The sequence below is a fragment of the Amycolatopsis sp. NPDC051061 genome, assembly GCF_040682935.1.
GTDB lineage: Bacteria > Actinomycetota > Actinomycetes > Mycobacteriales > Pseudonocardiaceae > Amycolatopsis.
Window position 1 is genome coordinate 1 of the sequence record NZ_JBFBBZ010000037.1, and the last position, 22,434, is coordinate 22,434.

Here is a 22,434-nt window from a genome sequence, read left to right on the forward strand (position 1 = left end):
GTCTGGTAGGCGTCCGACAGCAGCTGCCGGGCCCGGGCGACCAGCCCGTCGGCGACGTCGGCGGGCAGCTTCGACGACCCCAGCACGTCCCGCGCGCGCTCCCACTGCCGCACGACATCCGCGGGCAGCGACCCGGCCGTCCCGGGGGGCAGCTGCCCGGTGCTCATCCCGCCGGCGTCGGCGATCGCCCCGTCTTCGGCGAGCACCATCCCATCACCAGCGATGCCCTGCACCGCCCCATCCGGGCCGGTTCCGTCGGCCGGTGCGGACGCTTCCGCCGGCCAGCCGGCGTGGAGCGCCGCATGGGTGAACCACTCGGCCATATTCACCGACGCGCCGGCGGGCTGATCCAGCCACGCCTGCCACGCCGCACGAACGTCCTGCCGCGCACCCGGCCCCGACCGCAACGAACCGAACTGATCCTCAAACCCCGCCCCACGACCGGCCACGAACTCGTCGCGGATCCGCTCCACATCCCGCCCCGGCAACACAACGCCCGGATTCGCCGCCCGCCACTGCGCCAGCTGCCCGGCGAAATCCCGCTCGGCGGCGTTCAGCGCTCCCGCCAGACCCTCGTGATAGGTGAGCTGGACCGGTTCGGCGTTCGGCCGGGCCGGGGGGCGGGTTTCCGGCCGGCCCTCGGCGATGCCGGTTCCGGTGTCGCGGCCGGCGGGCGGAGCGTTCGGCGACGCCGCGCCGAGATCGACGACCGGGTGCCCGGAATTCGGCTGCAACGGCGCCACCAAATCCCGCAACCGCTGTTCCGCGATGGCCAACGCCGGAGCGTCCTCCTCGGCCAACGCATCAGCGTACTTGATCACCACCTGCTGCACATCCGGGTGCCGCGACAGCTGGTAGATCTCGTCCTTCGGCGACGAGTAGTACACGACCTCGCCACCACCGCCGCTGCGGCCGGCCCGGTTCTCGGCCTGCACATCGATGTCCGCGGAGATCTCCGAGTGCGCGGTGACCCGCACCATCAGGTCGCCCCGCGCCTTCGCCTCCGGGCTGGTGGTGATGTCGACCCCGCGCGCACCCTGCATGTTGATCACCAGGACCTTGCCCGGTGCCCCGGCCGCGTCGATGATCGCCTTGAACGCCTCGTCGAGGTTCTTGCCCTGCTCCAGCTGCCACTTCGCGTCGATCGCCTCGTGCGCGACGCCCAGGTCGGACAGCAGGCCCGAGACCGCGGCCACCTGGTCGTTGCGGGTGGCGAGGATCAGCTGCGGTTGCCGGGTGCCTTCGGGCGACTGCATGGCCTGCACGTCGCGGGCCAGCTGCGCCAGCTTGGCGGCTTCATCCGCGGCGACGACGTCGGCGGACTTGTTTAGCCGCGATTCGTAGTAGCGCGGCATGTCCTCCACAACAGCGGACATGCCCTTGCCGGCGAACTGGTCGCCGTGGCCGTTGGCCGTGCCCGACGCCCCGGTCTTCTGCCCGTACTCCTCTTTGGACAGCAGCTCGTGGGCGGTGACGCTCTTGCTACTGGCCGAATCACTGCGGATCTCCAGACCGTGCTTGAACTCCACCGCCTGCGCGAGACCACCGTTCCACCGGCTCTCCGAACTCGTCTCCGGATTGAACAGCACGTTGTGAGTGGTCTGATCAATAATGTAGATCTTGCCTTCGTGCTGCACGTAGTGCACGTTCTCGCGGTATTCCCACTGCGCGGCCGCGGCCATGTCGATCCGCGAAACCTCTTCCCCGGTCAGGGGCCGGCCCAGCAGCAGCTCCACCTTTTCCCGGCCCGGCGGGATCAGCCGGGCCGGGCCGCCCGCCTGGCCTTCCCGGCGGCCGAAGTCCGCCTCGTCCAGCCAGCCGCTGTCCATGCCGTCGCGCACCAGGTCGTGCGCCCACTCCGCCTGCCCGCGGACCTCCGGCGAAGCCTCGCCCTGCACCCCTTCGCTCAGGATGTACGACGAGTTGGAGTAGACCAGCGCCTCGTCGATCTCGTCGATGCTGACCGTCAGCACCGTCGGATCGCCGGCGTTCTTCTGCCCCGGCAGGGTCTCGTGCCGCAGGTAGGTGAACCCCACGTCTTCGGCCGTGCCCAGGTACACCGTCGGGCGCCCGTCGCGCGGTCCCGGCGGCGGCTTGTCGGGATCCAGGCGGTGCACGTCGATCCCGAGCACCGACATCAGTTCCTGGTAGTGCGGCAGTTCCCGGTCGGCCAGGTTCCCCCGCGTGGTGGTGACCTGCACGCCGTCGACGTCCGGGCGCGCGGCGTTCACGGCCGCGTGGGCGAAGAACAGCCACGACTTCCCTTCGCCGGCGGCCATGTTCACCACCTGGCCCTTGCCGAAGGCGTGCACCGCCGACACCTGCGTCCACCGCAGGGCGATCCCCTTGGAGCGCCGGATCAGCTCGAACACCGCCGCGAACGCGTCCGCTTCCGAGCCCCGCGAGTACAGCCGCGCCAGTTCCGCGTCGCTGATGTTCGTCAGCTTCCGGTTCTCCGGGACCTCCGGGCCGGAGCGCGCCGCGATGTCCCACAGCGTCCGCGCCGCGTCGTGCGCCTGGTTCGCGCCCGCCAGCCACCCCTCATACGCCACCGCGCCGGTGCCGTGCTCGGTCCACCCGCCGCCTTCGCCCGGCACGAACACCCGTGGTTGCGGCAGCCACTTCCCGGCGTCGTCCTTGAGCTGCCGGTAAGCCACGACCTTCTCCGCGTCGCCGTGGCGGTCGGCCACCTTTTCGCTCTCCGGCGGCAGTTCCACCAGCAGCGACCCGTCCGGGCGGTACAGCGGCTCGGCCGCGTCGGTCTTGCGCGCCCGGACCTCCCCGGACTGCGTCCGCGGCGGCGACCAGCCGCCGTCGAGGCCGCGCTCGAAGCTGACCCCGTCCCCCAGCACCACGTGCCGCACGTCGCCGCCCGCGTCGAACACAGCCAGCGCGCCCTCGGGCACCACCGTCCGCTCACCGCCGCGCTCGAGCACCCCCGGCGCCTCGGCGCGGTACCACCCGTCGGCCCCGCGCGTCCACGCAGTCCCCAGCCCCGGCAGGCGCTTCGGCCACACCACGCCACCCGACGGGTCCGCGACCACGGTGGGCCGCTGCGGCGCCGGCGGCACCGGGTGGACCTCGGCGCGGGTGTCGCGGATCGCGGCGTCGATCGCCGCGAGGTCCGGGGCCCCCAGCCGTCCGCTCCCGTCTGCCCCGACGAGCGACAGCAGCTTGCCCACCGCAGCGTCGAGGTCGTCCGGGCGCCAGGTCAGCTGCCCGTCCCGCGCCGCTTCGTCCACCTCGACCGGCACCCGCCGGGAGCCGTCGTGCGCCCAGCCCGGCCGCGGTGGCCCGTTCGGGGTCGCGGCGTCGACGACGACGTGCAGACGAGCCCCGTCCCCGAACCGGTGGCGCCCGTTGACCCGCTCGTGCAGCAGCCGCTGCACGCCCTCGGCGAGCGCCCGGCGCGCCCCGGCGTCGACGCGACCCGAGGAGGAGACGAGGTCCACGGGCACGGACAGCTCACGCACCCACTGGTTCGGCGCGACCTGCCCCCGGCGCACGTCGAAGCGGAGCGGGGAGACGGCGGTGCCGCCGGAGGCGACCCGCTCACCCCGGTGCCGGGTCGCCGGAACGGAATCCCGCACGGCGGACCAGTCGGCGGCCGCGGGCGGAGCGGCGGGAGCGCGCCCGCCACCGTCGTGCCCCGGCTGGTCGGGACGGCTGGTGGCGAGCTGAGCGGCGACGACGGCGGCTTGGGCGTCGGCTGGATCGAAAAGGCTGTCGCGGCGGGGCTCAACTTCGTGCGCGGCGGGCGCCGACTGGCTCTCACCGGGACGGTGAGCCGCGTCGCTCCGGACGGAGCCGTCCCCGCGCGGGATCTGCTGGGCCGGGGGCCCCGCCTGCCGCCCGCCGGCGTCGTGGCCGCCGGGCCGTTCCGGCTGCGGCGCCGGCTGCCCGGAGCCGGGCCTGGCCGGGTCACCGGTGACCGGCCGGGCACCGTCGCCCCCACCGGGTCGGGCCGGGTCGCCGGCGGCCGTCCGCTCGGGCTGCGCGGGAGTACTACCCGGCCTGGCGCCCTCGCTGCCGGCCGGATGCCCGGTGTTCGGCCGCGGCCCGTCGCCACCCGGCTGCCCGGAGGTGGCCGGAGCCGGCTGCGCCGGGGTGGAACCCGGCCGAACGCCCTCACTACCGCCCGGGCGCGCGGTGTCGCCGCCGCTCGGCCGCGGACCGTCGCCCGACGCACCGGCCGTGACCGGTTGCGGCGGGGTGGTGTACCCGGGAGCCCGCCGGGCTGGCGGCTCCGCCGGTGCGCGGTTCGGCTGCGGGTCGGCTGCCGGGGCGGGGCGAGCGTCTCCACCCAACTGCCCCGGGCCGCCGCCCGGCGGCACCGGGCGCGCGACCGGCTGCGGCCCGGCACCACCGGCGGCCGGGCGCTCCGCCGGTGCCTGGCCGGCCGTGCTCGTGGCCGGACGGCCGTCCCCGCCACCAGCCGGAGCGGAGCCCGGGCGTTCCGCCGGCGAACCGGTGGCCGGCGCGGGCGAAGCCGGACGTCCTCCCGGCTCCGCCGTCGGCTGGCCCACCGCCGGTCCCGGCTGCCCGGAGGTGTTCGCACCCGTGCCCGCGGGATTCGTGCCCGGACGGGCCTCCACACTCGGGCTCCCTGCGGGCGCGGACGGCTGCCCCACCGCACCCGTGCCCGGGCGGGCATCCCCGCCCGACGAAGCCGGACGTCCCACCGCATCCCCCGACGGCTGGCCCACCGCCGGTCCCGGCTGCCCGGAGGTGTTCGTGGCCGGGTGGCCGTCTTGGCCCGGCGAACCGGCCCCGGCCGCGGACGGCTGGCCCGCCACCGAACCCGGCTGGGCGTTGGTCGACGGACGCGCATCCCCAGCTGGCGAAACCGACCCCGGACGCCCCACCCCGTCCACCGACGGCTGACCCGCCGCAGGACCGGGCTGCGCACTCGTGGCCGGACGACCATCCCCGCCCGCTGAAACCGGTCCGGACGGCTGACCCGTCGTGCTCGTGACCGGACGCGCCGCCGAGTCTGCCGACGGCTGGCCCGTCGCGCCCGGCTGCGTGCTCGTCGACGGACGCGCGTCTCCGGCCGCGCCCGGGGCGGCCTCCGTGGCCGGCTGCGCCGTCCCGGGGGTGAACAGCTGACCCAGCTGCGTTCCCCCGCTGGTGACTGGCTGCTGCGTGACCACGGGCTGCTCGCCCGTTCCGATCTGCGTCGCCGGAGACTGCGTTCCGGCGGTTCCGGTGGGCGGAGCCTGCCCGGTCCCGGAGGTCTCGGCACCTGAAGTCCCGCCGGCCGGAGCCCGGCCGGTCGTGTCCATCACCGGGGCCTGGTCGGCCGTCGTGGTCGGGGCGTGGCCGTTCAACGCCCCAGCCGCCGGAGTCCGGCTGCCCGAGGTGTCCGGGCTCTGGCCGCTCACCGTCGCCGGGGTCTGCGCAGCCGGAGCCGTCACCTGGTCCCCGCCCGGCGTTCCCTGGGTGTCACCGTCCGCCGGGATCACCAGCTTCGGCGGGTTCCCGTGCTCGCCCGCACCCGGCGACGCCGGCTTCTCCGCCCCGGGCGGCAGTGTCAGGTCGAGGTTGGGGACGTCGATCTTCATCCCGCCTTCGCCGCCGGAGCGGTCCGGCAGGTGGGGGCGGCCGAAGCTCGACAGCCCGCCCAGGACGCCGCCCCAGAACGCGTCCGGATTGTGGAGCACCTTGTTGATGATCGGGTTGCTCCACGCGACCGAAGCCGCCTGGCCCGCCGCGTACCCGACTTGCCCCAGCACGACCAGCCCGGGCGGAATCTTCTTCCCGAACTGCGCCGCCGCCGACTTCGCCGCGTACACCACGCCCCGGGCGCCGCTGGTCATGAGGCCCGAGGCCGCGCCGCCGATCGCGCCGCCCACCGCGGCCTGCCACACCGACCTCCCGTCGATGTGATCGCGCTGGTGGTTGTTGTGCTGCCCCAGCTGGGTGAAGTAGTCCGCCGCCGCCATCACGCCGGCGCCGACGCCCGCGGAGACGCCGAGGTCGATCACCGTCGACTGGACCCACGGCGCGATGCGGAGCAGCAGCTGCTTGACCGCTTCCATGGACAGCTTTTCCAGCGACAGCGACGCCAGCTTCGAGATCAGCTGCTGCATGATCATGCGCAGCGTCACCTGCGCCGCGGCCTCCACTGCCGGCGCCATCCACGCGAAGATCAACGACGCCAGCAGGATGATCACCTGGGTCAGCGCGAACGTCGCGGCCACGATGATGAGGATCTGCGCCTTCTCCACGTCGGCCGCGGAGTTGCGCAACGCGGCCGACAGCTGCTCGGCGTACCCCTCGACCTGGTCCAGCGCCGAAGCCACCGACCCGTTCAGCCACTGGGCCATCGCCTCGGCGTACTCGCCGTCCATCGCCCGGTCCAGGTCGCCGGCCCGTGCCCGCACGTTCTCCGCGAAGTCCGCCGCCACCGGACCGATGTCCGCCCACGCCTGTGACATCGCCCGCATGCTGCGGACGTTGCCCTCCGGCCACGCCATCCCCAGCGTGACCTTGAGGAACTTCTGCAGGTCAGCGGGCGGGTGTACCGGCCCGTCACCCGACTCGAACACCGCCCACCTCCCTTCCGAATAACGGCGGAAAAACCGTTACTTGTTTTCTTTGTCGTCCATGGATTCGGCGATCTGGTGGTCGTACTGCTTCGCGTTGTCCTCGTCGAGGCCCTGGAATTCGCCGACCGTGAAAGTGATGCCCTCGGTCAGCTTGTCCACGCTTCCGGGCACGTCGCGCAGGCCGTCACGGACTTGGCGCGCGTTTTCCACGTAGCCTTCCGCGAACTTCTTGCCCGCTTTGTCGTCGCCCCAGCAGCCGTCGTACCGGTCGAGGGTGCGTTCGAGCTCCGCCACCGCTTCCGAGAATCCGGAGCTCGCCGTGCCCAGCTTCGTCACCATGTCCTGCACGGCGGCGGGATCGAGGCGGAACCGGTCAGCCATTGCGCTGCCCCCGGTCGTCGAGCCGCACGCCGACGCTGCCGAGCATCGGCGAGATCAACGACTCCAGCAGCTCCTGCGGAGCCGCTTTCCCCGAAGCCACCGCGCCGTAGTCCAAACCGGACGCGCTGTTCGTCCCCATCACTTCCGCCGCCTTCGCCAGGGATTCCGCCTTGCCCCGCTGCAGCGTCTCCATGACCACGCTCGCCAGCTGCGCCGGCGCCAGGGAGCGGTACCTGCTTTCGTTGAACGCCTGCTCGACCAGCTCGCCGCGGCCGTCGAAGGTCATCGACAGCGACTGGTCCTTGGTGCGGACCGTCGTCCGGCCCTCCCGCCACAATGCGCTGAGCTTGCCCAGCTTTTCGCGCTCGCGCTGCAGCGCGGCCATCGCCTCGTCCACACCGGCGCCGTCGTCGAACAAACCGTCCGGGAACATCACTCACCAAGCCCTTCCGCTGAGTGCTTTCGCCACGCTTTCAAATCCCCGCCCGCCGCCTCAAGCGATGCGGGCAAGGAACGGCTGTTCGTCGAAGGTTCCTGCCCGGGTGCACCAGAGATTTCGGCGACGCGCGCGGGCTCGCCTTCTGATCCCTCGGTTCAGGCCGGCTGCGCCAGTTCCCGGACCGCGTCGGCGAAGAGCCGCATCGCCGCAGCCGAGCCCGGGTTCAGCAGGACGTCCACGCCGTGCGGGGGCAGGGCGGCGGCGAGTTGCTCGACCGTGACGTCCAGCCAGCGGACGGCGTCCCCGACGTGGGCGCGGTGGCCGTGGGAGGTGGCCACCTGGACCGACGGCACGCTGTCGGGAGCCGGCCGCACCAACGCGGTGCCGTCCTCAGCCGTGGCGATGCCGAGGACGGTGTCCCGCAGCACCACCGGCAGCCGGTCCGCGACGTCCTCGCCGGCGGCGAGGGCGCGCAGCACCGCGTCCACCGGGTCGAGCGGGGAGTCCGGCGAGCTGGGCCGGTAGTGCGGGTTGGGGTGGAAGCGGCTGGGCGTCCCCGCTTCGTCGACGAACCACGCGCCCAGCACGACGTGCTCCGGCACCGTTTCCTGCCCGTCCAGGGTAAATGCCGGGTCGAACAGCAGCAGCAGCTCGCCGGCCGGACCGGTCACGCTCACGCCTCCCCGTCCGGCGCGCCGTCGACGCCCGGCACCCGGACGAACCGATGCGCCTGCGCCGCCGGCAGCGGGGCCGAAGCCCTTGTCCCGCGGTCGGTGAACCCGCGCAGCGCAGCGCGGACGAGGTCGTCGCGGTCAGTGGCCGTCCCGGCTTCGGCGGGCGCCAGCTCGCGCAGCAGGATCCGGCCGCGCTCCGCTCCGTCCGGCTCGACGGCTTCGAGAACCTTGAAGCCGGTTCCGGGCGGGAACACGACGCGGTCGGCGACGCCGCCGGCTTCGGGCTCGAGTGACACCGTCAGGCGTCCGGTAAGCGACCAGACCACCAGGTCGGTCGAGCCGCCGCCGACCGGACCGAGGGCCGTGCGCGCGTGGAAGAACCCCCACTCTCTCAGCACGGTGCCCGCTTCGAGCAGCTGCCACACGCGCGGGCCCCGGTCGAGCACCGTCGCGGTCGCCTTGCGGTGCCCGGGGAGCTTTTGCAGGCCCGCGGCCACACACCGGCCGAAGTCGAGGTGCGGCCCGGCGGTTCCGGCCCGCAGCCCGGCGTCGACGTCTGGGTCGGCGGAGGCCAGGTAAAGCCCGGTGGCGACAGCCGCGGTCAGGGCGCTTTCGGACACCGGGCGATCGGGCGAGAACCGGCGCATGACGGCGCCGACGCGGTCCGACAACGCGTCGAAAGCGGCTTCGCGGCCGGTGCGGACCACGGCGCGGTCCGCGCGGAACGCCTCCGGCAGCGGCCAAGCGCGCAGCTCCGGCGCCGACGGCACGGCCACCGTCTCGGCGTGCGCGGGCCGCGGCGCGGGCAGGGACGCGACGGCGGGGTGGCGGATTTTCGTGGTGACGGCCACAGCGTCGTCCCCCGGGTGGAGGCGCGCGCTGACCGCGGACCTGCGCTCCGGCGCACCGGCCACGGACCCCGCGGTCTGCCGCTGCAGCAGCCGCGACAGCCGGGGCAGCGGCCGGGTCAGGTCGGCGCCGAAGGGCACTGGTGGCGAGCCGACCGGGGTGGTGACCGGCACCAGCCGGACCGCGCGCCGGTCGGCCGCGACGGCCGCCGCCAGGGTTTTCCAGTGCTCCAGCAGCGCATCGACGGGGAAGTCGACGACGACCAGTGTCCGGCCGGCTTCGGCGGCCAGGGCCGACGCCAGCCGGCCGGCCTGCGCCGTCATGCCCGCCGGGCCGTGGACGACCAGCGCCTCGCCGACCCGCCGGGTGGACACACCGGCCTTGCGCCGTCCGAGGCGCGGCACCTTGAGAAGCGACATCGGTTTCGCCTTCCTCTTCCGCCGCTCGCCTGCGGCTGACCACGTGGACCGGCCGCAGAGCGCGGCCCGGCGGGACACCGTCCACTGTGACCTGGCCGGTGGGCTTCCGGTGGGCCGGACACCCGCGGCGGACGTTCCTGCCGGGGATCCCTCACGAACTCCCGCCGGGCCAAGGGTTCCGGCGGGGTGTCAAGCTCTGATGGCGTCGGGGTGGCGGCCCAGCCCCGAGGTCGCCAAGCCGTAGCGGGTCCGGCACCCCGCCTTGGTGAAGAGGCGGGAAAGGTGCTCTCCACCGTTTTTTCGCTCATCCGGATGGTGCGGGCGATCTGCCGGTTGGTCTGGCCGGTGCGGATCAGCTGCAGGATTTCCCGCTCCGTCACCGACAACGCCGCGGCCCGGCCGGTCGCGGTCGTGGGCTCGGGTTCGCGGGTCGTGCGGGCGGCGCCGCCGGCGCGAGTGTTCTTGTAGGCCTCGCGCAGCCAGCCGGGGGGGCGCCGGACGGCCGGCTCGCTCAGCAGCACCAGCTCGTGGTCGCCGCGCCGCCGCACCAGCCGCTCGGCCGTGCGGATCTCCGTCTCGTCGCCGGCGGCCAAGCCGCGGACCGCGGCCAGCACGCCGAACGAGCGCGCGGAGTTGCGGTTCTCGTGGTAGTTCTCGGTCACGTCGACGACCGCGCGGCCGGGTCCCGCGTCCTCGACGCGGCCGGCGAGCCAGGGCAGGCGCAGCAGCCGGGACGCTCCGAGTTCGTCGCGGGTGAAGGGTGCGCCCGGAACGCGCGCCGCCCCACTGCTGTAGGTCTGGTAGTGACTGGTGTCGATGCCACCGAACGTCGTCCACGGGTGCAGCACCGCCCGCCGCTGCGGGTCGTACTGCCCGAAGTCGTCGTCCAGTGCGGTGTTCCAGCCGCCTTCATTCCCGTTGTCCCAGAACAGGATCGACGGGTGGTTGACGTCGCGCTCCACCATCGCCTTGACCAGCGGAGCCCCGGCGCCCTCGTCGAGTGGTGCTGCCAGCCGATCAGCTCGTCCAGGACGTAGAGCCCGAAGTCGCCGGGGCAGTCTCCAGAGCTGGCGACCACGAACGCGCCCGCACGCTCCTTCACCACGCCGAAGCGATCACCCGCTCCATCACCCGACCCCGTCCCGCAGGCATGGGCACTCGTTTCGCTGGCTGTGGCGGTGACCGGCGCGGGCGACCACGAACACGCCGAGGCAGTCGCCCGCTCCATCACCCAACCCGACCACCAGGCACAGGCGCTGACGTTCCTCGCCTGGGCAGCAGTCGGACGCAGAGACCACGAACGCTCCAAAAAGATCGCTTACTTTATCACCCAGCCCGAGGCGCCAGCGTTGTTGGCCAGGATTGCAGCGGGAGCCGGTGACCACGAGCGCGCCGACAATCGCCTACTCCATCACCCAACTCGACAAACAAGCCGAGGCGCTGGCGTTGCTGGCCGGGAGCGTGGCCAGGGCCGGCGATCAGGAGCACGCGCGCAGTCTGCTCAGTCACGCCGAGGCAATCATCACTTCCGTAATTCATCCTGATCGGCAGGCATCGGCGCTCGTGCGCCTAGCCGAGACAACCGCCGACCTTGGCGACCATGCGCATGCCGAGACGATCGCCCGCTCCATCACCCCATCGGACGAGCAGGCACAGCCGCTGGCGTCGCTGGCCGGCATGGTGGCCAGGGCCGGCGACTACGAGCACGCCGAGGCGATTATCCGCTCCATCACTCACCCCGATCAGCAGGCGTGGGCGTTGGTGTCGCTGGTCAGAACGGTGGCCGAGGCAGGCGACCAGGAGCGCGCCGAGGCGCTCACCAGCTCCATTACCCACCTTCAACGACGAGCAGAAGCGCTGCTGTTAGTGGCCAAGTACTGTACTCGCCAACGCGGCCTCCGCGCCGTTGCGGAGGTTTTGACGACTTCCAGCTGGCACTTCCCAGTCAGTGGAGCGTTGCGGCTCGAGCCGGACGTCGTCCCGGCGATCATGGCAGAGCTCGTGATTGCATGGAGACTTGAGCCTTCTGACACTACGACTCGGCCTGCCGAGCTGTGAAGCCGTCCCCCACTCCGGGAAAAATCCCACTGGCCGACGCGCAATAAGAGCGGCGCCGTAGTCGCCGCCGACGGCTTCGCAGTGAGCGGTCGAGAGCACTGGTTCGGCTATAGCCACTCAAGTTGGCCAGTGTCCGCAAAGCTCACTATCAATACGACTGACACAGGGTCAGGCCCAGCAGGCGGTTAACTACTGAAGACTAATTGCTGACTCGGCCCGTCGACGACTGACGTCGTCGACGTGAGCTGCGAATTATATGTGACTAACGTGGTGTCGATCCTCACCAAGTCACCTTCGATCGTGAACGACATCTCCTCGCTGCCATCGGCCGATTTAAGGAACTGTTGTCCCGAATCGGGCGGCGGAGCGTTCAAGCCCTGGCCGCGGTCGCCAACCACACTCGGATGCCGGCGATCCTCAGGCCAACTCCTTGATTGGCGGAGTTTTTGATTACCGTGGCATTGACACCCATCCGCAACTGACGATTCCCGGCTTGAAATGTGGGGCGGCCCGATTTGCGGGCAGCGCTGCAGTGTTGTGCGCGTGATACTTGGCGCACGTGTTGCAGCTTTGAGGATCCACTGGCCGAGAAAGTCCGCGGCCTGAGACATTATAACTTCTCTCGTCCGAGATGGCTCTCAACATCGTGCACCGCCTACGGACCGCTAAAGCTGTAGCGTTTGCGGCGTCAGCATTGTTACATGATCACAGTTCTTGCTTGCGCATTCTTGATCACTACGAATCTCCCTACAGTCCTCGTACGTTCTCGATGTACTCACGAGGGAAGACGGTGCCTGGTGACCACTTCTTCTCGAACAGTGCGATCAATTCAGATGGCGCGTCGCCGCTGGGCGTCACGCCCTTGTGGTTGATGTCGTCGAGCAAGGCAGCGACGAGAATGGCCAGCATAATCGGCCCGGCACCGCTGTATCCCCAGATCAGGCCGGCGGAGGTGTCGTGCGACGCCGGATAGAGCCTGCCGTCCTCGGTCTGGATCCAGACCGGGCCTTCGAGGATGACCTCGAGCAGGGGCGAGGTCGTCGGGAGGCGATCGAGCGCAAGGGCCGTGACGCGTTCGTAGTCGGCCGGCACGGCGACCGGAATGTCGGCGAGCGGGTCGATCATGGTCTTTCCGGTGCGGTCGGGGTCCAGCAGGACGTACTGCGCGACCCGTTTCGCCGGTTTGAGACGGAACAGGAACTCCTGCCCGCAGATGGTGTTGCGGGGGATCTCGATGACGTGGGCGTGGGCGAGGTCTTCCCGCCGTCCCACATGGCCAGGACTCGCATGCACTGTTCGGCCAGCAGGTCGTCGCGAGCCTGCACTTCACGCCAGCCGATCCGGCGGGTGGTCTCGTCGAGATCGTTCGCTGTGACGATCTCGTCGCGCGGTGCGCCGTCGGCGGCCAGGGCGATCTGGTCGGCGGTGATCGCTCCGGCGGCGAACTGCTCGGCCAGGATCGACAAATCGACCGATTCGTCGTCGCGGGAGGTGATGACCTGCGCGAAATGGATCATCGCGCGGTGAGCCGGATGTCCGGCGGGGTAGCGGATGGCCATCCGCAGCAGCGGGACGACATCGACCGCGGGGATGCCGGGATGATGGACGGTGTCCGCACCGGGGAACCAGGCGGTGATCAGAGCGGGGTCGCGGTAGAGGCTCGGCCAGTACGGCGCCGACTGTCCCAGCACCCGGGCCAGATGCCTCCACAACAGGCTTTGCGGGCGGGGCTGGGCCGCGTCACGGCCCGGGATTGTCTCCAGCGCGGGTCCGCGGGGGTCCCAGTCGTGCTCGACCCGGACATAGGCGGCCGCGCCCGGTAGCCACTTGACGATCTGCTCGAACCCGGTCCAATAGTCACCCAGCTGCCACACGGCGACGATCAGCCCGTGCGGCGTGGACCAGCGCTGCAGCACCGCGGCCGGCTGCTCGTCACGCGGATCGCTACGGACCGGCTCGGCACCGACGTATGTGGCCAGCTCGACGGCGTCCGGCCACCACTCTAGCGTCAGCTCGCCCGGATCCCGGTACCGGTGGTATAGATCCAGTCCCGTATCGCGGGGATCGGCCAATGGGTGCCGTCGGCGTCGTGCGCGGGTGCTGGGAAGCCGTCTCTGTGGCGCAGCCGTTGCAGGCGGCGCTCGCTGACCTGTAGTAATTCTCGGAGCTCGGACTCGTAGGTCTTGTGGACGTATCTGGTCGCGCCCATCGGCGAATCGGTCCCCTTCCGCGCCGCGGCCCACCCTCCGGTATACCGGCAACCGGCCACGGCCCCGAGGGGTGAACCGCGAATGCAGCCCAACGGAGCAGAGGCCGAACACCGGCGCGCGCGGGCAGAGTCGACAGTCCCGACCTCACGCAGGACGGATGTCCCAAAGATCAGGGCGATTGCCCCAAACGCACTGGGCGGTTCTTGCGGAGGCGGTCGGCGGGGCGCGACCGGGCTGTTAGCCGACTCCCATGGCGTCTCGCGCGGTGGCCATCTTCATGACCAGTCGGTTGAGTGTCAGCTTCACCGGCGTGAAGCCGTATTTGCGGTAGAAGGCCGCAGCGCCGTCGTCGATCGCGTCCACGACGATCAGGCGGCCGGCACTGACCTCCGCGGCGCCGACCAGGCGGCCGATCGCATCGACGAGCAGCTCGGTACCCAGTCCCTGTCCGCGCAGTGACTTGTCCAGCGCCAGCCGACCCAGCAGGAAGCCAGGAATCATGCCGGACTGACCCCCTGCCTGCCCGGAGCTCAGCTCGCCACGGATGAGGGCAGTGGGCGCGAACGCGAAGTAAGCCCGCACCTCCACCTCATCCGGACCGTCGGTCCAGACGTGAGTCCGCGCGGTGTAGGCCTTCTCGGCCTTGCGTGCCTCGTTGCGCAACCACGAGTTGAGGCTCTCGACCTCGCAGTCGAAAGCCTCAACGTCGTGCTCATCCTTCAACCTGGTCGAGTGGTAGGTCACCCGCGCTTGAACCGCCTCGGCGCAGCGAACGCCTTCGCCAGCTCCGGCGCCTCATCGGCGATGTCGAGCGAGGCGAACAGCGCGTCAAACTGCTCAGCCGGCATGAGCGTGACCTCAGCGCGAGCCAGGACGTGCTGGGCGCGATCGAGCGCGGCGTTGCGAGTGAAGTCGGTGACGCTTTCGTCTATGCGTTTGGCTGCGTCCTCGATGAGCGCTCGGTCAGTCTTGCTGAGGCGCATCTCCAGACGCTCGTCCTTCGTGGCCATGAGCGGTCAGTCCCCTGAGTGATGCATAAGTGGCGTGAGCAGGCGGCAGTGAGGCGGGTACGTGCAGCACCCGGCATGGTTCGACCCTCCGGCGAGAGGTGATCTGTCGAAGTCTGCTTCAGTCTGCACCGGTCTGCACACCACTGTACGGGCAATGTCCGTACAGTGGCCAGGCCAATGCCGCGATCGTCACATCTACGCAGGCCAGGAGACTCTCCCTGCAATCAGCGTCCCTCAGCACTACCCGCGCTGTCCAGCAGGTTGGGACCCGGCAGGTAGCTCATCGCAAGCCCTCGTCACTGGGATGGGACAGACACCGCAGCGGTCCACGAACTGGCATCACCTTCTCACCATCGACTTACCTCGCCGAGGTGATCCGCAGACGTTTCCGAAGGTCACTGCGGTGTTCGTTCCGCGAGATGCAGTGATCGTGCAGCTACCAACCAGCCCCAGGCTCGCCGAGGGCCCTGAAGACCTTGGCGCCGCCCACGACGCCAGCACAACCTTTATGGCTCAACTCTCAACCGCGTCAGCCTCTGAGGCACGATGTCGTGACAGCGCTGGGTCTGTCCCACAGCGCTGGCCGGGACGTAGCCGAGGGGATCTGGGATGGGGTTCGCGAAGTGGGGTCGCAGCCAGGCGAGGCGGCTCGTCGCGCATCGCAGCTCCATCGTCGCGTGTGTCGTGGTCGGGTCTGCCCAGACTTCGGTTGACACCGGAGCTGACTATTTCTCAGGCCGCTGACGCGGTCGTGTAGATGGTCTCAAACTCGACCGGGGTGAGCTTGCCCAGGGCGCGTTGGCGACGCTTGCGGTGGTACTTCGTCTCGATCCAGGACACGATCGCCAACCTCAGCTCCTCCCGAGTGCGCCACCGCCGGGTATCGAGAACGTTCTTCTGCAGCAACGAAAAGAACGATTCCATCGCGGCGTTGTCACCACACGCACCGACCCGCCCCATCGACCCGGCCAGCCCATGGCCGCGCAACAAGCGCTGGTAGGCCGCCGACCGGAACTGAGCGCCGCGATCGGAGTGGACCACGACATCGCTCGGGTCGCGCAACGCGATCGCGTTCCGCAGCGCCGAGACGGCGAGCGAGGCCCGCATGTGCGAGGCGATGGAGTATCCGACGATCCTGTTGGAGTAGCAGTCCTTGACCGCACACAGATACAGCTTGCCCTCACCAGTGGGATGCTCGGTGATATCGGTCAGCCACTTGGTGTTCGGCGCGTCGGCGGTGAAATCCCGGCGCACGAGATCGTCGTGCACCGGCGGCCCCGCCTTCTTGTACCGTCCTTTCTTCTTGGCGTGCAGCGAGAAGATCTGCTGCATCGAGCAGATCCGCCACACCCGGTTCTCCGAGGCGGTGAAACCCCGGCGGGCGAGTTCGTCGGCGATGAACCGGTACCCGTCGGCCGGGTCGTCGGCGTGGATCTCCAGTGCGGCGTTGATCAGATGCGCGTCGTCCCAGTCCCGCTGGCAGACCGGGGCTGCGCACCACTGGTAGTAGGCCTGCCGGGAGATGCCCAGCACCCTGCACGTCACCGCGGCCGGCACCCGCACGGGGGCGCCGGCCGCGGCCAGTTCACGGACGAGCGGGCAGGCTATTTTCCCGGCAGGTTGCCCTGCGCCAGGTAAGCCGCGGCTTTGCGCAGGACCTCGTTCTCCTGCTCCAGCAACCGGTTGCGCTTACGCAACTCGCGTAGCTCGGCGGACTCCTCCCGGGTCACGCCGGCCCGGGTGCCGTCCTCGACCTCGGCGGTGCGCAGCCAGTTGGCCAGGCACGATTCGGAGATCCCGAAATCTTTGGCGACCTGCTTGAGCGGTGTCTCGCCGCGGCGGGCGACGGCGACGACGTCGTCACGGAACTCGCGGGGGTAGGGCTTGGGCACGGTGACATCCTTCCAGGCGAGGCCGAAGCCTCACACGTGAGGTGTCAACCAAACCCTAGGCAGACCCGTCGTCCTCTTCGCGCTAGTGTCGGCCGCCTGGCTCGACGATAAGGACGCGTGGGGCGGCCTCGGGCAGCGGGCCGGTGCGTTCGGCGCGGCGCTCGCCGTGACCGTTGCCTTACGGATTTCGCAGCGCGAGGCAGAGCACGAAGTCGAGCAGCGGCACATCGAGAAGGCCGACCGTGAGCTCGAGCAGGCACGACTGGTGGTCGCCGTGATCGAGTACCCGAACATCCCGGAAAAGATTGAGATGAGGGGGTACGAACTGCCGGACACCGTGCGGATCACCAACTTCAGCGCCACGCACATATTTCATCCTCGTGTCGAGGGATTCTTGCACCAGAACGGCCGTACTGTCACCTGAGATGTCGAGTCCGAGCCGCCGGGGGCGTACTACACAGCGCCGGCGCTGCTGGGCGCGAACGTTGCTGACCTGGTTCCCGTTTACGTGAGGTTTGATCCGCCAATCACACCCGACATGTACCTGTTGCGCACGAAGGTCATCTTCGGTTTCACCGACGCCGACGAGCGACGCTGGCGAGGCCGCAACGCAGCGCGTGTCCGGCGACGACACCTTCAACACCAGCGATCCAGACTGGTACCGCGCCAACCAGTGATGCCACCGATCGCCGGACGCTGGAACAGATCTTCGCCGATCGGCTCAGAGCTGCGGGGGTCCGGGGTGAAGATCGACCGCTGTCACCGGCAAGGATTCGAGTCCGCGCACGGTGTTGTTCAAGTGTCGCGTAGGCGTTCCGATGTGGAACCGGTGGATTCGCTTGGCGAGAGCACCGATGATCGACTGAGCCTCCATCTTGGCGAGCGCCTGGCCAGCGCAGGCATGGGTGCCGTAGCCGAAGCTCAGGTGGTCCGCAGGGTTGCGACCCACGTCGAAGCGGTCGGGGTCGGGGTAGTGCCGCTCGTCGCGATTGCCAGAGCCGTAGAGCACGAGCACCTGGGCGCCCTCTTCAATGGTGACTCCGTCCCCGATCTCGACGTCCCGTGTGGCTCGTCGGCCGAAGACCTGGACCGGGGCGTCGTAGCGCAGCACCTCGTTGAGGGCGCTTGGGATTAAGCCAGGGTCGGAGCAGACACGGTCCCATTCGTCCGGGTGGGTGGCGAAGAGGTGAACGGCGTTGGCGATTGCGGTGATGGTGGTGTCGACCCCGGCCGCGGCGTAGGCAGCCAGCAAGGGGACGCACGACTCGGGGCGGATACGACCTTCATCGGCTGCGTCGAAGACAGCTCGGCCCATGCTGCCGTCCTTGAGATCGGTGGGACCGAGTGTGGCAAGCCACTGGAACATCTCTGCGATCGAGCCCATGCCCTCCGCGGCACGGGCGTTCATCGGGCCCATCACGGTGAAAGTGGCGTCGGCCCAGCGCAGAATGTTCGGCCGGGCCTCATCGGGCAGACCGATCATGTCGAAGACGACGGAGAAGGGGAAGACCGTCGCGAGGTCGGCGACGGCGTCGAAACCTCCTTTGTCGATGACCTCGTCGACGAGGTGGTCGGCGCGCTGGCTGATCTCTTTCGCAAGGCGGCGGACAGACCGGGGGCCGAGCCGTTCGGAGAGCACGGAGCGCAGCACGGTGTGCGCGGGCGGGTCGGTGGTCAGCACGGTTCCGACCACCATTTCGGCGACGGTCTCGTTCAGAACGACTCCGCTCGCGGAGAAGGTTTCCCAGTCGCCGAGTGCGCGTCGTGCCGACTCGTAGCGGGGAAGCGCCCAGGCTTCGAGGGCATCGAGCCGGACCGCTGCGCCTTGGTCGCGCAGGGCGCGGTAGGCCGGATATGGATCGCGGAGAGCCTCGTCTGAGAAGAGGTCGATGTCGGAGTGCGGAATGGGGGTGGTGAACGTCATTTCTGTTCCCTCCGTCTAGATGGTGGCCGGTGCCGGCCGGGTGAGTGCGCACAGCTTCGTGATCGGGATCCTCCGGTTGACCGCTGCGGCGGTGCCGGAGGCGCCGTTCCAACGCAGCAGCAGCCCGCCTTCCTCGATCACCCCGTTCCGCACCATTCCTTCGAGAACGGTCGGCTTATCGAGCGGCGGCATCGCGCCGCACATGCGGATCGTCATGCCGAACTGTTCGGTCCAGAAGTACGGGGACGGGGTGAGGGGGGGCGCGGAGTCTCCGTCCAGGAGCGTGGTGGCCGCGGTACGTGCCTGTTCGAAAGCGGCGGTCCACAGTGGAGTCCGCCGGGGCCCGTCCGTCGAGGGGAAGGCGGCGACGTCGCCGGCAGCGACGATGTCCGGGGTGACTCTGCACCGGGTGTCGATGTGGAGCCCGCCAGGGCCGGCGAGGCCCGATGTCCGCAGCCAGTCCACCTCGGGCAGGCAACCCACGGCGCTCAGGACGAGGTCGCCTTCAAGCCTCCGTCCGTCGGCAAGTTCGACGATCGGAGTACCGGATGTGCGGCCGCGGAGTCGGAGACCGTCGGGGGCGTGGACGAAGTGGACACCCCGTCGCTCGGCTGCCTTGACGACAAGTTCGGCGAGGAAGGGGCCGACCTGGGCGTGCAGCGGCGGTTGGCGGTCGATGACGGTGACCGAGGCGCCTCGATCGACGCAGGCGGACGCGAGTTCCATGCCGAGAATGCCCGCACCGACGATAACGGTCCGTGGACGGGCGGCGAGCAGCCAGGACAGTCGTTGCGCGTCGTCGAGGTCGCGGAAGGTGATCTCCTGCACGCCGGTGTCTGCTGCGTCGAGGTCCGCGAGACGACGCGCTCGTGCACCTGTCGTGATGGCGAGCTTGTCGTAGCGAATCCGCTCACCGTCGGCGAGTACGACCTCGCGCCGTTGTGTGTCCAGCGCGACGGCCGCGATCCCGATCAGCTGGTCGACCTCGCACGACAAGGGCGGCAACGCGATCTCGTCGAAACCGTCGTAGCCGGCGAGGACACCTTTCGACAGCGCAGGACGGTTGTAGGCGGAGCGGGGTTCCGCGCCGATCAGCGTCAGCGAACCGGTGAAGCCACGCCTGCGTAGCGTGTCGGCGACGGTCGAACCGGCCAGCGACGCACCGACCACGACGATGTGATCGTGTTGCCCCATTACTGCACCTTGAGCGCAGCGACAGGGCACACCCGCACCGCGGACTCCGCATCGACCGACGACTCGGGCGACACGTCATCTCGGTCGAGAACCAGTTCGCCGTCGTCGTCCAGGTGCATCAGATCCGGTGCCGCCTCGGCGCAGAGCCCGTAACCCTCGCAGCGGTCTCGATTCACAGTCAACTTCACGGCAGCTCCTCTGTGGGCGCCGGTCGGGGATCCGGGTGTCGCGCAGCCCAGCCCGGCGGCGTCCTCATCTACCGGACCGTGTTGCCGGTCCGCCTCAGTCCTTTGTCGTCGATGGCGCGCGGCCTCGCGCCCGTTCAGGCGTGGCCGCCGTCGGAGCCCGGCTGCCCGGTGGCAGGCATGGCGTCGGGCAGTAGGCCGCTGAGCAGCATCTGCGTTGTGAACGCGATGTGGTCGCGCAGCAGTTCTGCACCACGGTCGGCATCACGGTTGGTGACAGCCTCGGCCAGCGCCTTGTGTTCGGCGGCCGGGTCGCGCTCGTTCTCCTCGAGCAGCGGCGCGGCCCATCGGCGGTAGAGCTCCGTCTCCGCTCGTAGCTCCTGGGCCATCTCGGTCAGGCGACGGTTGCCGCATCCGACCAGCAGTACGGCGTGAAATGCCTCGTGGGCAGCGAACCAGGGATCACCGCGGGCGCCGGTTTCCGCTACCTCGCGTTCGCGGAGCCCCAGCAGGTGCTGCGCCGCAACGACATCGGACTCCCACTGCTCGTCACCGGCGAGGATCGCCCGCCGGAAGGCCAAGGACTCCAGTTCGACCCGAGCGGTGGTCAGATCCGTCAACTCATCCGCAGATAACGGCGCGACCATGAATCCAAGGTGCGCCTGCAACGTCACAAGCCGCTCGCCGGTGAGGCGTGTCAACGCCTCACGTACCGGGCCGACACTCGTGCCGTACGTGGCACATAACTCCGAGAACTTCAGACGACGCCCCGGCTCGAGACGCGCCATGAAGATGTCAGACCGCAGCCGCTCATAGAGCTCGTCGGTGCGCGTCCCGGAGCCAGCGCTTCTCTTCACCATGGTCGAAACTCTAACCATGAGAAGCATACCGACACAACTTTTGAAAGTTGCCTTGACATGAGAAAGTTACTCGGCGCAGACTCGGTAGCGTGACGAAGCTGCGCGATAACACCGTCCGAGGCGGGGCGTGCCCCTGCAACGCCGGAGATCCGGGGAATTTCCACGCCCGCGCGACCCGACTGCGGCGGGTCAGCGCTTCGGCATCGTGCTCCGGCGCGAACTCGGTGTCCTGTCGGCTCGACGATGGGCGCTGACGTGGATACGACGCTGCACTCGCTGTTGCGCGACGCGCTCGACCGCTTCGGGGATCGGCCGGCCATCCGTGTCGACGACCGGCAGATGTCCTACGCCGACCTCGTGGCGGCGGCGAATCATCTCGCCCGCACACTGGTCGATCTCGGTGTCAAACCGGGGGAACCGGTGGCCCTGATGATGTCCAACCGGCTGGAGTGGCTGATTGCCGACCAGGCCATCATCCGTGCCGGTGCGGCGAAGGTGCCGATCAACGTGATGCTCTCCGAGCCCGAGATGTCCTTCATCTTGCGTGACTGCGGCGCGCGGATCGCTCTCGCCGACGAACCCATGGCCTCGACCGCGCGCGCCACGTGCCTTGAGGCGGTACTCGTCCCGGGCCAACCCGGTTGGGATACCGATCCGACCATCGCTGCCCACGCCGGCCCACCCGATGTCACTGTGTCCGGAACGGACACGGCGCTGATTCTTTACACGGGCGGGACAACCGGCCGGCAGAAGGGCGTGGTCCACAACCAGGCCGGACTCGCGCTCAATCTACTCGCGCACGTCGTCGAGGTCGGGTTCCAAGACGACGAATGCCTGCTCCTGAACACCCCTCTGCCTCACTCGGCCGGGTTCCTCGCCCAGGCGGGGCTGCTCAAGGGCGCCCGGGTCGGCATCGCGACACGCTTCGACGCCGAACAGACCCTGAGACTGATCGAGCGTGACGCCGTCACCTTCCTGTTCCTGGTGCCGACGATGATCTACCGGCTACTCGACGCCGGTGAGGACGTGGACGTCGACGTCTCATCGCTGCGCACCATCCTGTACGGCGCCGCTCCGATCACCCCGGAACGCCTCGCTGCCGGCCTGAAACGGTTCGGCCCGGTCTTCATGCAGCTCTACGGGCAATCCGAGGCCCCGAACTTCCTGACCCGTCTCACTCGCGAGGATCACGACCCTGACCGCCCCGACCGGTTGCAAAGCTGCGGCCGGGCTGCCGCGATGGTCCACCTGCGGATCCTGGACGACGACGGTTCCCCTCTTCCCGCAGGAGCGGCGGGTGAGGTTTGCGCCCGCGCGCCGTATGTCATGGCCGGCTACCACGGACTGCCCGAGAAGACCGCCGCCACCGTCCGGGACGGATGGCTGCACACTGGCGACATCGGCGCGCTCGACGATTACGGCTACTTGCGCCTGCTCGACCGCAAGAACGACATGATCATCAGCGGCGGAATGAACGTCTACACCACTGAGGTGGAAAACGTTCTGGGCACGTGTACCGGCGTCGAGCAGGTCGCCGTCGTCGGCGTGCCGCACCCCGATTGGGGCGAAGCCGTCGTCGCTTTCGTGGTTCCCGGTGATGACTTCGATGCCGACAGCGCGGCCCTCCGCTGTCGGTCGGAGCTGGCGTCCTACAAGCGCCCGAAGGCCTACGAACAGGTTGCCGCAATTCCGACGACCCCGATCGGCAAGATCGACAAAAAGGCCCTCCGCGCGGGTTGGACGCGCTGGTGAGCGACCTCCGAAGTGCGCCGCTACGTGAGGTCGAGA

At 69.7% G+C, this 22,434-nt stretch carries 17 protein-coding genes and 1 pseudogene; 3 read left to right on the forward strand and 15 right to left on the reverse strand.

From position 1 onward, the window contains the following. The 6 genes and pseudogenes from AB0N03_RS37265 to AB0N03_RS37290 form a co-directional block, all read right to left on the reverse strand. Positions 1 to 6,551 (reverse strand): annotated as a pseudogene (locus tag AB0N03_RS37265) (hypothetical protein); the annotation flags it as partial. Positions 6,552 to 6,587: 36 nt separating this feature from the next. Further along, on the reverse strand, positions 6,588 to 6,932 hold the full coding sequence (locus AB0N03_RS37270; protein ID WP_364382185.1) for a hypothetical protein: 345 nt from the start codon (positions 6,930 to 6,932) through the stop codon (positions 6,588 to 6,590). Then, positions 6,925 to 7,365, reverse strand: coding sequence for a YbaB/EbfC family DNA-binding protein (locus AB0N03_RS37275; RefSeq protein WP_364382188.1), 441 nt, complete (start codon positions 7,363 to 7,365; stop codon positions 6,925 to 6,927). Before AB0N03_RS37275 ends, AB0N03_RS37270 begins: the two co-directional genes overlap by 8 nt. 161 nt (positions 7,366 to 7,526) lie before the next feature. Continuing rightward, positions 7,527 to 8,042 carry a type VII secretion system-associated protein gene (locus AB0N03_RS37280; protein ID WP_364382191.1) on the reverse strand — a complete coding sequence of 172 codons (516 nt, stop codon included), beginning with the start codon at positions 8,040 to 8,042 and terminating at the stop codon, positions 7,527 to 7,529. 2 nt (positions 8,043 to 8,044) lie between these two features. Next, positions 8,045 to 9,313 carry a hypothetical protein gene (locus AB0N03_RS37285; protein WP_364382193.1) on the reverse strand — a complete coding sequence of 423 codons (1,269 nt, stop codon included), beginning with the start codon at positions 9,311 to 9,313 and terminating at the stop codon, positions 8,045 to 8,047. Next, a complete protein-coding gene (locus tag AB0N03_RS37290; RefSeq protein ID WP_364382196.1) occupies positions 9,214 to 10,278 on the reverse strand; it encodes a LuxR C-terminal-related transcriptional regulator in 1,065 nt (354 codons plus the stop codon). Before AB0N03_RS37290 ends, AB0N03_RS37285 begins: the two co-directional genes overlap by 100 nt. A 412-nt stretch (positions 10,279 to 10,690) precedes the next feature. Here AB0N03_RS37290 and AB0N03_RS37295 point away from each other — a divergent pair, with 412 nt between their 5' ends. Continuing rightward, positions 10,691 to 11,371: a hypothetical protein gene (locus AB0N03_RS37295; RefSeq protein WP_364382199.1), complete on the forward strand. Its 681-nt coding sequence runs from the start codon at positions 10,691 to 10,693 to the stop codon at positions 11,369 to 11,371. A 747-nt stretch (positions 11,372 to 12,118) separates the two neighbouring features. On the opposite strand, the gene AB0N03_RS37300 is transcribed toward AB0N03_RS37295, so the two are convergent. From AB0N03_RS37300 to AB0N03_RS37320, 5 genes are all read right to left on the reverse strand, one after another. Then, positions 12,119 to 12,496 (reverse strand): hypothetical protein, encoded by a 378-nt coding sequence (locus tag AB0N03_RS37300; RefSeq protein WP_364382202.1) that lies wholly within the window; start codon positions 12,494 to 12,496, stop codon positions 12,119 to 12,121. After that, the gene (locus AB0N03_RS37305; RefSeq protein WP_364382205.1) at positions 12,493 to 13,443 is read right to left on the reverse strand and encodes a hypothetical protein; all 951 of its coding nucleotides are present in this window, start codon (positions 13,441 to 13,443) and stop codon (positions 12,493 to 12,495) included. Before AB0N03_RS37305 ends, AB0N03_RS37300 begins: the two co-directional genes overlap by 4 nt. 375 nt (positions 13,444 to 13,818) lie before the next feature. After that, positions 13,819 to 14,325, reverse strand: coding sequence for a GNAT family N-acetyltransferase (locus AB0N03_RS37310; RefSeq protein WP_364382208.1), 507 nt, complete (start codon positions 14,323 to 14,325; stop codon positions 13,819 to 13,821). Further along, the gene (locus AB0N03_RS37315; protein WP_364382210.1) at positions 14,322 to 14,591 is read right to left on the reverse strand and encodes a DUF1778 domain-containing protein; all 270 of its coding nucleotides are present in this window, start codon (positions 14,589 to 14,591) and stop codon (positions 14,322 to 14,324) included. Before AB0N03_RS37315 ends, AB0N03_RS37310 begins: the two co-directional genes overlap by 4 nt. A 732-nt stretch (positions 14,592 to 15,323) precedes the next feature. Next, positions 15,324 to 16,483 (reverse strand): IS3 family transposase gene (locus tag AB0N03_RS37320; protein ID WP_364382213.1). Its coding sequence is split into 2 segments (ribosomal slippage): positions 15,324 to 16,202 and positions 16,205 to 16,483, totalling 1,158 coding nucleotides; the frame shifts between segments, so codons are not numbered across the junction. Between the two features lie 85 nt (positions 16,484 to 16,568). On the opposite strand from AB0N03_RS37320, the gene AB0N03_RS37325 reads away from it, so the two are divergent. Beyond that, positions 16,569 to 16,907 (forward strand): hypothetical protein, encoded by a 339-nt coding sequence (locus AB0N03_RS37325; protein ID WP_364382216.1) that lies wholly within the window; start codon positions 16,569 to 16,571, stop codon positions 16,905 to 16,907. Between the two features lie 297 nt (positions 16,908 to 17,204). Here the strand turns inward: AB0N03_RS37325 and AB0N03_RS37330 are convergent, their stop codons facing one another. From AB0N03_RS37330 to AB0N03_RS37345, 4 genes are all read right to left on the reverse strand, one after another. Continuing rightward, a complete protein-coding gene (locus AB0N03_RS37330) occupies positions 17,205 to 18,407 on the reverse strand; it encodes a cytochrome P450 (RefSeq protein ID WP_364382219.1) in 1,203 nt (400 codons plus the stop codon). Positions 18,408 to 18,422: 15 nt separating this feature from the next. Continuing rightward, entirely contained in the window at positions 18,423 to 19,601 is a 1,179-nt protein-coding gene (locus tag AB0N03_RS37335) for an FAD-dependent oxidoreductase (RefSeq protein ID WP_364382222.1), read from the reverse strand. Next, complete coding sequence (locus tag AB0N03_RS37340; protein WP_364382225.1) at positions 19,601 to 19,789, reverse strand: ferredoxin; 189 nt, start codon at positions 19,787 to 19,789, stop codon at positions 19,601 to 19,603. Before AB0N03_RS37340 ends, AB0N03_RS37335 begins: the two co-directional genes overlap by 1 nt. Positions 19,790 to 19,923: 134 nt before the next feature. Further along, positions 19,924 to 20,646, reverse strand: a complete 723-nt coding sequence (locus tag AB0N03_RS37345) for an FCD domain-containing protein (RefSeq protein WP_364382228.1) — start codon at positions 20,644 to 20,646, stop codon at positions 19,924 to 19,926. A 255-nt stretch (positions 20,647 to 20,901) separates the two neighbouring features. Between AB0N03_RS37345 and AB0N03_RS37350 the strand changes: the two genes are divergently transcribed. Next, the gene (locus tag AB0N03_RS37350; protein ID WP_364382231.1) at positions 20,902 to 22,398 is read left to right on the forward strand and encodes an AMP-binding protein; all 1,497 of its coding nucleotides are present in this window, start codon (positions 20,902 to 20,904) and stop codon (positions 22,396 to 22,398) included. Positions 22,399 to 22,434: the final 36 nt, after the last annotated feature.

Coding starts and splice junctions, on each gene's coding strand:
- AB0N03_RS37290 (WP_364382196.1), bottom strand. CDS start 10,278: ATGGTGGAGCGCGACGTCAACCACCCGTCGATCCTGTTCTGGGACAAC.
- AB0N03_RS37345 (WP_364382228.1), bottom strand. CDS start 20,646: ATGGTGAAGAGAAGCGCTGGCTCCGGGACGCGCACCGACGAGCTCTAT.
- AB0N03_RS37275 (WP_364382188.1), bottom strand. CDS start 7,365: ATGTTCCCGGACGGTTTGTTCGACGACGGCGCCGGTGTGGACGAGGCG.
- AB0N03_RS37300 (WP_364382202.1), bottom strand. CDS start 12,496: ATGATCGACCCGCTCGCCGACATTCCGGTCGCCGTGCCGGCCGACTAC.
- AB0N03_RS37335 (WP_364382222.1), bottom strand. CDS start 19,601: ATGGGGCAACACGATCACATCGTCGTGGTCGGTGCGTCGCTGGCCGGT.
- AB0N03_RS37270 (WP_364382185.1), bottom strand. CDS start 6,932: ATGGCTGACCGGTTCCGCCTCGATCCCGCCGCCGTGCAGGACATGGTG.
- AB0N03_RS37285 (WP_364382193.1), bottom strand. CDS start 9,313: ATGTCGCTTCTCAAGGTGCCGCGCCTCGGACGGCGCAAGGCCGGTGTG.
- AB0N03_RS37315 (WP_364382210.1), bottom strand. CDS start 14,591: ATGGCCACGAAGGACGAGCGTCTGGAGATGCGCCTCAGCAAGACTGAC.
- AB0N03_RS37330 (WP_364382219.1), bottom strand. CDS start 18,407: ATGACGTTCACCACCCCCATTCCGCACTCCGACATCGACCTCTTCTCA.